9 protein-coding genes are annotated in these 9,811 nt (G+C 74.2%); 4 read left to right on the forward strand and 5 right to left on the reverse strand.

Features of this window, described 5'->3' with window-relative positions; all coding sequences use genetic code 11:
• Positions 1 to 70 precede the first annotated feature (70 nt).
• From ACSNN9_RS26160 to ACSNN9_RS26180, 5 genes are all read right to left on the reverse strand, one after another.
• On the reverse strand, positions 71 to 1,489 hold the full coding sequence (locus tag ACSNN9_RS26160) for a WGR domain-containing protein (RefSeq protein ID WP_436675869.1): 1,419 nt from the start codon (positions 1,487 to 1,489) through the stop codon (positions 71 to 73).
• Positions 1,490 to 1,605: 116 nt separating this feature from the next.
• Positions 1,606 to 2,985 carry an FAD-dependent oxidoreductase gene (locus ACSNN9_RS26165; RefSeq protein WP_436675870.1) on the reverse strand — a complete coding sequence of 460 codons (1,380 nt, stop codon included), beginning with the start codon at positions 2,983 to 2,985 and terminating at the stop codon, positions 1,606 to 1,608.
• 13 nt (positions 2,986 to 2,998) lie between these two features.
• Positions 2,999 to 4,147: a carboxylate-amine ligase gene (locus ACSNN9_RS26170; RefSeq protein ID WP_436675872.1), complete on the reverse strand. Its 1,149-nt coding sequence runs from the start codon at positions 4,145 to 4,147 to the stop codon at positions 2,999 to 3,001.
• 268 nt (positions 4,148 to 4,415) lie between these two features.
• Entirely contained in the window at positions 4,416 to 4,763 is a 348-nt protein-coding gene (locus ACSNN9_RS26175) for a hypothetical protein (protein WP_436675880.1), read from the reverse strand.
• A 38-nt stretch (positions 4,764 to 4,801) separates the two neighbouring features.
• Positions 4,802 to 5,272: a hypothetical protein gene (locus ACSNN9_RS26180; protein WP_436675873.1), complete on the reverse strand. Its 471-nt coding sequence runs from the start codon at positions 5,270 to 5,272 to the stop codon at positions 4,802 to 4,804.
• A 314-nt stretch (positions 5,273 to 5,586) separates the two neighbouring features.
• Between ACSNN9_RS26180 and ACSNN9_RS26185 the strand changes: the two genes are divergently transcribed.
• The 4 genes from ACSNN9_RS26185 to ACSNN9_RS26200 all read left to right on the forward strand — a co-directional run bounded on the left by ACSNN9_RS26185 (position 5,587) and on the right by ACSNN9_RS26200 (position 9,809).
• Positions 5,587 to 5,880, forward strand: coding sequence for a DUF6412 domain-containing protein (locus ACSNN9_RS26185; protein ID WP_436675874.1), 294 nt, complete (start codon positions 5,587 to 5,589; stop codon positions 5,878 to 5,880).
• A 93-nt stretch (positions 5,881 to 5,973) separates the two neighbouring features.
• Positions 5,974 to 6,723: a YidC/Oxa1 family membrane protein insertase gene (locus ACSNN9_RS26190; protein WP_436675876.1), complete on the forward strand. Its 750-nt coding sequence runs from the start codon at positions 5,974 to 5,976 to the stop codon at positions 6,721 to 6,723.
• A gap of 73 nt (positions 6,724 to 6,796) precedes the next feature.
• Complete coding sequence (locus ACSNN9_RS26195) at positions 6,797 to 8,218, forward strand: carbohydrate-binding protein (protein WP_436675878.1); 1,422 nt, start codon at positions 6,797 to 6,799, stop codon at positions 8,216 to 8,218.
• 187 nt (positions 8,219 to 8,405) lie between these two features.
• A complete protein-coding gene (locus tag ACSNN9_RS26200) occupies positions 8,406 to 9,809 on the forward strand; it encodes a chitinase (protein ID WP_436675879.1) in 1,404 nt (467 codons plus the stop codon).
• Positions 9,810 to 9,811 lie beyond the last annotated feature (2 nt).

The raw sequence follows: 9,811 nt of genomic DNA on the forward strand, positions 1-9,811 counted from the left end.
CTCTTGATCACCGGGCCGGATCGCGAGCGGGCGCGGGGGCGGGGGTGGGTGCGGTGGGGAGGGGGAGCGGTCAGCGGAGGCGGCGGATGTCGCCGTGGGCGCGGTAGAAGCCGCCCCGGCCGGACTCGCGGACCTGGGTGACCAGGTAGCGCGCGCCCGGCTCGCGGATGCCCTTGGGGAACTGCACGGACCAGTCCCGGTGGTAGCCGGGGGAGACGACGTGCACCCGCAGCCGGCCCCGGTCCTCGACGCACTGCACGACCACGCCGCCGTCGACGTCGCTGGTCACCTCGACCGTCGTCCACGCCGCCGGCTCCGGCATCCGGGGCGGCGCCTTGACGTCGACGACCTCCGGCACGCTGCCGGCCTCGGCCGCCCGGATCGCCGGCTCGCTGGCGTCGATGCAGGCCAGGTGGCCGCCGGTGGTGACGACGTAGAGCCGCTCCTCGTGGTACTGCATCGAGTAGGCCGAGCCGCAGCCGGTGCCGAGCTTCCACAGTCGGTTGCCCGCCGCGTCGAAGCAGTAGATCGAGGACTGGCTGTCGCCGGCGAAGACGTAGCGGCCGCCCTCGGCCGTGGCGCAGGAGAAGACCGGGGCGTCGCACCGGTAGGTGCGCTCGGTGCGGCCGTCCTTCGCCAACCGCACCACCTCCCGGGTGCCGGTGCCCGCGAACACCGCGCCGGGCTCCTGCCAGCCGAAGAGCACCGAGCCGGTGCGGGTGTGCCACAGCTCCTGACCCGTCCGCCAGTCGTAGCCGGTCACGCCCTGCGAGTGGCCGTGGTAGAGCGCGTCGGCGTCGCAGCGCACCATCCACGCCGACCGGCCGCGACCCTGCCGGCGCCAGAGGAACTCGTCCTCGTGGTCGACGGCGACGATGCCGCCGCCCGCGTCGGAGACGCCCAGCACCCCGTCGTGGATGTCCAGCCAGTAGATGTCGATCTCCGGCGCGATCTCGTACGCCACCCGGGGCACCTTGCCGGACAGGTCGTAGACGTTGCCGTCGTCGCAGCCCGCGTAGATCCAGGCGTCGTCGGCGACGATGCACTTCACCCCCTCGGGGAGGCGGACCTGGTTGAGCACCCGGGCGTCGTGGCCGAGCGTGGTGATGACCCCGCGCTCGTTGCCGACCATGCAGCTCTGCCCGTCGACGAAGATGCCGAAGGCCGGGGCGCCCGAGTCGTAGCGCCAGAGCACCGGGGCGGTGCGGGCGGTGGAGCGGGTGCTGACGATCTGCCGCCGGGAGACGGCGCGCTTCTGCCGCACGCCGCGCACGGCCGGGGCGTACCCCTTGCGGACCTTCTCGCCGATCTTCTTCGCCGCCGCCGCGCGGGCCTTGGCGTTGTCGGGGTAGGCCGTGGTCTTGACCTGGCCCTGGTCGCCGATCCGGCCGTAGCGGACGGTCAGCGCGGCGTCGTCGACGACGACCTCGTAGAACTTGTGCGCACCGTCCGCTTCGGACAGTTCGAGGTAGGTCGTCTCCTGCGACATGGGGGCCTCCGAGGGGGTCAGCGACCGGCCCGACGTGGCCGGCGCGGCGACAGCGGGCACACGCTAACCGCCACCCCCGACAACGCCCACCCGGGCTGTGCGCAGGGGCCCCTCCCTCAGCGGTCGACGGCGGCCAGGGCGTCGACGGCCTTGCGGGCGGCGATCAGCACCGGGTCCCAGACCGGGGCGTACGGCGGGGCGTAGCCCAGGTCGAGTGCGGTCATGTCGTCCACCGTCATGCCGTTCCACAGCGCCACCGCGAGGGTGTCGATCCGCTTGGCGGCCTCGGACCAGCCGACGATCTGCGCCCCGAGCAGCCGCCCGCTGGGCTTCTCCGCGATCAGCTTCACCGTCATGGACCGGGCGCCCGGGTAGTAGCCGGCGCGGTTGGTGGACTCGGCGATCACCGAGACGAACTCGAACCCCGCCGCCGCGGCGTCCTTCTCGCGCAGCCCGGTGCGCCCGACCTCCAGCTCGCAGACCTTGGTGACGGCGGTGCCGATCACCCCGGCGAAGGTGGCGTACCCGCCGCCGATGTTGATGCCGGCGACCCGGCCCTGCTTGTTGGCGTGAGTGCCCAGCGGCACGTGCACCGGCAGCCCGGTGACCCGGTGCACGGTCTCCACGCAGTCGCCGGCGGCCCAGACGTCCGGCACGCCCTGCACCCGCATCCGGCGGTCCACCCGGATCCCGCCCGTGGTGCCCAGCGGCAGGCCGGCGGCCTCCGCGAGCGCGGTGTTGGGGCGTACGCCCAGACCGAGGACGACCACGTCGGCGGGGATGGGCCCCTCGGCGGTGACCACCGCGGACACCCGGCCGCCGGTCTCCTCCAGGCCGGTCACTCCGAGGCCGGTGCGGATGGTGATGCCGATGCCCCGCATCGCGTCCGTGACGAGCGCGGCCATGTCCGGGTCCACGGTGGCCATCGGCTGTTCGGCCTGCTCGACCAGGGTGACGGTGAGCCCGCGCTGGATCAGCGCCTCGGCCATCTCCACGCCGATGTAGCCGCCGCCGATCACCACCGCCCGGCGCGGCCGGGGCTCGGACTCCAGCCAGTCGCGCAGCGCGGCGCCGTCGTCGAGGGTCTGCATCCCGAAGACCCCGCCGGCGTCGGTCTCCGCCCAGCCGGGCTTCTTGGGCACCGACCCGGTGGCGTACATCAGGGTGTCGAAGCGCTCCCGGACCTCGCCGCCGCCGTCGAGGTCCCGCGCGCGGACCTCGCGCCGGTCGAGGTCGATGGCGGTCACCTCGTGCCGGAGCCGGACGTCGATGTCGAACTTCTCCCGGAAGGTCTCCGGGTCGCGGGCGATCAACTGGTCCCGGTCGGGCACCAGCCCGCTGATCCAGTACGGGATGCCACACGCCGAGTACGAGGTGAAGTGCCCCCGCTCGAAGGCGACGATCTCCAGGTCGCCGCGGTCCCGGCGGCGTCGCGCCTGGGACGCCGCCGCCATCCCCGCGGCGTCCCCACCGATGACGATCAGCCGTTGCGCCACGGGCACCATCCTGTCACGAGCGGCTCGCGCCGCGGGTCTGCCGCGCGACGTCCTCCACCACGTCCACGAGGCTGCCGGTGCGCGCGAAGACCGCCCGCTGCCGGGCCGCCCCGGTGCCGTGCCGGCGCAGCCCCGCGACGAGGTCGGTCACCTCGTCCAGGTCGCCGTGGCGCTCCAGCGCCGGGCGCAGCCGCTCGACGAGCTGGTCGAACAGCTCCCAGGCCGGGCGCAGCTCGCCGTCGGTCAGGTCGACGCCGTCGCCCTCCAGCCCGTCGTGGGCCGCCCGCCAGTGCGCGGCGACCAGCAGGTGGTGGTCGGTGCGCAGGGCGGGCCGGCCGGCGGCCATGTCGTCCAGCGCGGTCGCCACCATGCCCCGGACCAGGGCGGCGACGAGCACCGCGTCGTCCACGGACGGGCAGACGTCGCCGATCCGGATCTCCACCGTCGGGTACTTGGCCGACAGGCGGGCGTACCAGTAGAGCATCCCCTCGTCGAGCATCATCCCGCTGGCGATGAGCTGCCCGATGAGCCGTTCGTAGTGCTCGTGCGACTCCAGGTACGGCGTGGGTGCCACCGACGGCCAGCGCTCCCACTCCACCGACCGCCAGCTCGCGTACCCGGTGTCCTCGCCCCTGGCGAAGGGGGAGTTGGTGGTGACCGCGTGCAGCACCGGCAGCCAGGGCCGGACGTGGTTGAGCACCTGCGCCCCGGTCTCCGGGTCGGGCACTCCGACGTGCACGTGCATGCCGTTGTTGCCCGGGCCGGGAACCAGCAGGCGGAACCGTTCGATCATCCGGTCGAATCGGGGCTTGTCGACCACCGGGGGGACCGGGCCGTCGACCGGCCCGGTGCCGATGGCGAGCAGCCGTACGCCGGCCCGCTCGGCCGCGTCGGCGAGCGCGGCCCGCAGCACGCCGAGGGAGTGCCGGATCGAGGAGAGCTCCAGGCCGGGCGGGCTGCCGATCTCGATCTGGCTGGTCTGGAACTCCCGCTCCACCTGACCGCGCAGCTCGGGCGGCACCTGCTCCATGACGAGGTCGACGGCGGGCACCGCGGCTCCGGTGTGCGGGTCGACGAGCAGGAACTCCTCCTCGACACCCACCGTGAGCAGGTCGGTCCCCTCGGCCGTGCCGCTCGGAGCCTCCGCCACCTGGCCCGCCATCGCCATCACCGTCCGTCCGCGCCCGGTTGCGGTCCGTCCGCAACGGGTCGATCAGTGGTTACCCACCGTGCCGAGGCGGGGAAACGCGGCCCGGCGTGTCGTCCGTCGCGCGCCGGCTCGCGAGGCGGCGGGACCTTGCGCCCCGGAACCCCGCGCCCGCCCCGCGACCTTGCGCACCGGTTCGCGAGGCGGGCGGGATCCACGCTCGGCTCGCGAGGCGGCCGGAATCCACGGCCCGGCTCGCGGGGCCGGCCCGCGCGGTTCGGGGTCAGCGCGGTCGGCGGTCCTCGCCGGTCTGCACCAGGGCGCGGACGCGGCGCAGCGTGGCGTCCGGGGCCAGGATCGCCTCCCGCCACCGGTCCAGCGTCCGGCGCAGGTCCCAGACCGTGGCCCGCAGCTGCCGTTCCTGCTCGCGGGCCGAGTCCAACTGCGCCCGGGTGACCAGCGCGGCCTCCTCCAGCTCGGCGACCCGGGTGCGTAGCGGCTGCACCAGCGTGAGGGCGGCGTCGGTGAGGGTGTCGGCGGCGTCCGCCTTGAACTTGCCCCGCTGCACGATGACGGTGGCGATGACGGCGAGACCGCCGGTGCCCCCGAGCACGCCGAGGACGGAGAGCAGGACCTGCACCCAGTGCGGGGCGGACGGTGCCGAGGTGTTCACGTCCCGCCTCCGGGGGAGAACGTGCCGCCGACGGCCATCCCGGCGAGCTGGCCGACCTGGCCGGCCCGGGTGAGCCGGCGCAGGTCGAGCGTGATCTGGACGGCGCGCCAGCCCGAGCCGACGGCCACCGCGAAGACGAACGACGTCGCGGCGACCCCCTGCGGGCCGGCGATCACCATCAGGGCGACGGCGTACATGCCGGTGATCGTGCCGAGCATGAGCACCGACGCGAGCTCGATCCCGAGGCCGGTGGAGAGCCGGCCCGGCCAGACGACGCCGAGCAGCCCGGCGACCCCGGCGACGATGAGGCCCGACTCCCACCCCACCTGGATGGGTCCCGGCATCGCCATCTCCACCGACTGCGGGCGGACGTCGAGGATGATCAGGAGTACCCCGCACACCGGGGCGGTCGCCATGATGGCGATCTCGAAGGGCTGGTGCCTGGAGCGGATTCGGTTGTGGGGCACGGCGGCTCCTTACGATGGCCCGCCACCTCGTCGAGGCGGCCCGTCGGCCGAGGCGGGCGCCCGGCGCCGACGGTGTACCGGGAGGGCACGCTCCCACCGCCCGGGTCGGCGCGGCGTCCGACGACGCGGGAGGTCACCGCCGACCGAAAAGGACGACACGCCGACGTTGGCTGCCGACGCACCAAGTCGTACCACTGCCGCCGCGCCTCCGTCCACCCCGGAACTGTCGTATAAGCGCAGCTCAGGGTGGGTGCGGAGGTGGTTGTCGCGCGAACGGGCCGGGCGGCGTGACAACGGGTCCTAGGCTGGTCGGCGTGCCGGGGTTGCTGGGGATCGTGCTGGGGGCGTGGGCGTACGCCTTCGCCCACCTGACGCTGCTCGCCGACCGCCCGGCCGGCCTGTTCGCCGGGGCCGCGCTCGCCGCCGTGGCGCTGCTCGCCGTCGCGCTCGCGGCGCACGCGGCCGGCGTCGTCGACGCGCCCCGGGCGGCTCGCGCCGCCGCCCTGCGCGCCCGGGCCCGGCGTCGCCGGATGCCCCGGCAGGCCGACCCGGACGCCGCCGGGCGTCCCCGTCCCCGCGCACCCGGGCCGCACCCCTCGGCCGCGTAGCACCGCCGCGCGGCCGATTCCGCCGCCATCCGCCCGTCCGGCGACTCACCCGCCCGCCGGACCGGCACCCGGAATCGGACCGAGGGGTCACCCATGCTCGCCTTCGCACCTCTGCACGACGCCGTCGGCGCCGCCGGCCGCGCGCTCGGCTGGTTCACCACCCTGCTCGAACCGCTGGCCGGCGACGCGGCCACGGCCGCCGCCATCGTCGTCCTCACCGTCGTCGTCCGGTTGCTGATCTCGCCGCTCACCCTCGCGCAGGTCCGCGGGGAGCGGCGCCGCGCGGCGCTCGCCCCCGAGGTCCGCGAACTCCAGCGGCGGTACGCGGACGACCCGGCCCGGTTGCAGGGCGAGTTGTTCGCGCTCTACCGGGCCAACGGCGCCAGCCCGGTGTCCGGCTGCCTGCCGCTGCTGCTCCAGGCCCCGGTCCTGCTGGTGATGTACCGGCTCTTCACCACCGCCGAGGGCGGCACCGGGCTGCTCGACGAGCGGCTGGCCGGCGTGCCACTGGGCCACCACCTCGGCGACGGGTGGGGCGGCGGCGCGCTGCCGCTGTTCGGCGTCCTGCTGGCGGCCCTGCTCGCGCTCGCCTGGTGGACGTCGCGGCGGATGCGGCGCGCGGCGGAGGCGACCGGCACGGTGGCCGGTACGCCGACCCAGGGGCCCGGCGCGGCCGTGCTCGGCCGGCTGCTGCCGCTGCTGCCGTACACGACGGTGCTGGTGGCGCTGGTGCTGCCGCTCGCCGCGGTGATCTACCTGGTCACCACCACCGCCTGGTCGGGGGCGGAGCAGGCGGTGCTGCGCCGCCCGCGCCCCGCGCCGGCGGACATCGATGGGCGTTGACATCTGCGGAGCCGGCACGTAGAACTCGGAAGAGAGCGCTCTCTCGACCGTCCCCCGCAGAGAGGCACGTCACATGACACCTGCCCCGGCGGCGCCCGCCGCCCCGCCCCCGCGACGCCGGTTGACCCTGGCGTTGGCCCTCCTCACCGCCGCCACGACCGGCCTGACCGCGATGACGGTGACCGCCAACGCGGCGGTCCCGGCACCCGCGCCCGGCTGGAGTCTCGTGTGGAGCGACGACTTCACCGGTGCGGCCGGCACGCTGCCGTCCGCCGCCAACTGGATCATCGACACCGGCACCAGCTATCCCGGCGGCCCGCCGAACTGGGGCACCGGGGAGATCCAGACCTACACCAACAGCACGGCCAACGTCAGCCACGACGGCGGCGGCAACCTGCGGATCACCCCGTTGCGCGACGCCTCGGGCGGCTGGACCTCGGCCCGGATCGAGACGGTGCGCAGCAACTTCAAGCCCCCGACCGGCGGCGTGCTGGCCATCGAGGGCCGGATCCAGATGCCCAACGTCACCGGGGCCCAGGCGGCCGGCTACTGGCCGGCGTTCTGGGCGCTCGGCTCGCCCTACCGGGGCAACTACCAGAACTGGCCCGGCATCGGCGAGTTCGACGTCATGGAGAACGTCAACGGCCTCAACTCGGTCTGGGGCGTGCTGCACTGCGGAGTGGCCCCGGGTGGGCCGTGCGACGAGTTCAACGGCATCGGCGCGTCCCGGGCCTGCCCCGGCAGCACCTGCCAGTCGGCCTTCCACACCTACCGGTTCGAGTGGGACGCCTCGGCCAGCCCGCAGCAGTTGCGCTGGTACGTCGACGGGCAGCTCTACCACAGCGTGAGCCAGACCCGGGTCGGTGAGCCGTACTGGTCGCAGATGACCAACCATGCCGGCTACTTCCTGCTGCTCAACGTGGCGATGGGCGGGGCCTTCCCGAACGGGGTGGCCGGTGGCGCCACGCCGACCGCCGCCACCGTCCCCGGCCGCCCGATGCTGGTCGACTACGTGGCGGTGTACAGCCGCGGTGGCGGCACCGCGCCGCCGACGACCCCGCCGCCGACGACCCCGCCGCCCGGCGGGGTGCGGGACGCGTACGCGACCATCCAGGCGGAATCGTTCAACGCGCAGAACGGGGTACTCGTCGAGGCGTGCGCCGAAGGCGGGCAGAACATCGGCGCGCTGCGCAACGGCGACTGGGTGCGGTTCGACAACGTCGAGTTCGGGGCCACCCCGCCGCGCGACTTCGTCGCCCGCGTCGCCTCCGGCGCGGCGGGCGGGGTCAGCGGGCTGGTGGAGGTCCGGCTGGACAGCCCGACCAGCCCGCCGATCGGCAGCTTCGCGATCGGGAACACCGGCGGCTGGCAGAGCTGGCGTTCGGTCCCCGGCAACGTCGCCGGCCCGACCGGCCGCCGGACCGTCTACCTGACCTTCACCAGTGGACAGCCCGCCGACTTCGTCAACGTCAACTGGTTCACCTTCCGCCGCTGAGCCGTGCGGAGCCCCCGGCCGCCGCCGGGGGCCCCGCCTCCCGCCCGGCGGGTTCTGGTCGCCTCCCGCCCGGCGGGCTCCTGTCCCGCGCTGCCTCCCGCCCGGCTCTGGACAGAAACAGTTAACACTCCTAATAATAGGCGTCAATGTCGATGCCGATGGATGGCGTCCGGGTGTGGAGGGTGTCGTGAAACGATCCAGATCTCTGGTGTTCTCGCTGGTCACAGCCGTGGTCGCGGCGCTCGGCGCGGTGTGGGTGGCGATGCCCGCGTTCGCCGCCGGGGTGACCGCCAGCTTCGTCAAGACGGCCGACTGGGGATCGGGCTGGGAGGGGAAGTACACGATCACGAACGGGGGCGGGTCCACGGTCGACGGCTGGACCGTCGCCTTCGACCTGCCGGCCGGGACCACCGTCGGCAGCTACTGGGACGCGCTGCTGACCTCGTCGGGCCAGCGGCACACCTTCACCAACCGGTCCTGGAACGGCCGTATCGCCCCGGGCACCTCGGTCTCGTTCGGCTTCCTCGGCTCCGGGCCGGGCGCGCCCACCAACTGTCAGCTCAACGGCACGGCGTGCGGCGGGGGCACCAACCCCACCACCGCGCCGCCCACCACCGCGCCGCCCACCACCGCGCCGCCGACGACCGCGCCCCCGACCACACCGCCCCCGACGAGCCCGCCGCCGAACACCGGCCTGCCGAAGCACCTCCTCACCGGGTACTGGCACAACTTCGACAACCCGGCGGTCGAGCTGCGGCTGCGCGACGTGCCGGCCGAGTACGACGTCGTCGCGGTCGCCTTCGCCGAGGCCACCGCCACGCCCGGGGCGGTCACCTTCGCCGTCGACCCCGGCCTGTCCACCGCGCTCGGCGGCTACACCGACGCCGACTTCTCCGCCGACGTGCGTGCCCTCCAGTCCCGGGGCAAGAAGGTGATCATCTCCGTCGGCGGCGAGACGGGCCGGGTGGCGGTCAACGACGCCGCCTCCGCCGCCGCATTCAGCGACAGCGTCCACGCGCTGATCCAGCGGTACGGCTTCGACGGGGTCGACATCGACCTGGAGAACGGGCTGAACCCGACCTACATGGCCCAGGCGCTGCGCTCGCTGCGGGCCAGGGTGGGCGCGGGGCTGATCATCGCGATGGCCCCGCAGACCATCGACATGCAGTCCCCGGAGAGCAGCTACTTCAAGCTGGCGCTCGACATCAGGGACATCCTCACCGTCGTGAACACCCAGTTCTACAACTCGGGGGCGATGCTCGGCTGCGACCGCAACGCCGCGTACAGCCAGGGGACGGTGAACTTCATCGTCGCGCTGGCCTGCATCCAACTGGAGGCCGGGCTCCGCCCGGACCAGGTCGGCCTCGGCCTGCCGGCCGGCCCCGGCGCGGCTGGCGGCGGCATCGTCGCACCCGCCGTGGTCAACGCGGCGCTGGACTGCCTGGCCCGCGGCACCAACTGCGGCAGCTTCCGCCCGCCGCGCACCTACCCGGGCATCCGTGGCGCGATGACCTGGTCGGTCAACTGGGACGTGACCAACGGCAACACCTTCGCCCGCACGGTGGCCCCCCACCTCGACACCCTCCCCTAACC

Source organism: Micromonospora sp. URMC 107 (genome assembly GCF_051386315.1).
GTDB lineage: Bacteria > Actinomycetota > Actinomycetes > Mycobacteriales > Micromonosporaceae > Micromonospora.

Bases quoted from the DNA above. Each gene is read 5' to 3' on its own strand.
- ACSNN9_RS26160 (WP_436675869.1), bottom strand. From the start codon at position 1,489: ATGTCGCAGGAGACGACCTACCTCGAACTGTCCGAAGCGGACGGTGCG.
- ACSNN9_RS26170 (WP_436675872.1), bottom strand. From the start codon at position 4,147: ATGGCGGGCCAGGTGGCGGAGGCTCCGAGCGGCACGGCCGAGGGGACC.
- ACSNN9_RS26190 (WP_436675876.1), top strand. From the start codon at position 5,974: ATGCTCGCCTTCGCACCTCTGCACGACGCCGTCGGCGCCGCCGGCCGC.
- ACSNN9_RS26195 (WP_436675878.1), top strand. From the start codon at position 6,797: ATGACACCTGCCCCGGCGGCGCCCGCCGCCCCGCCCCCGCGACGCCGG.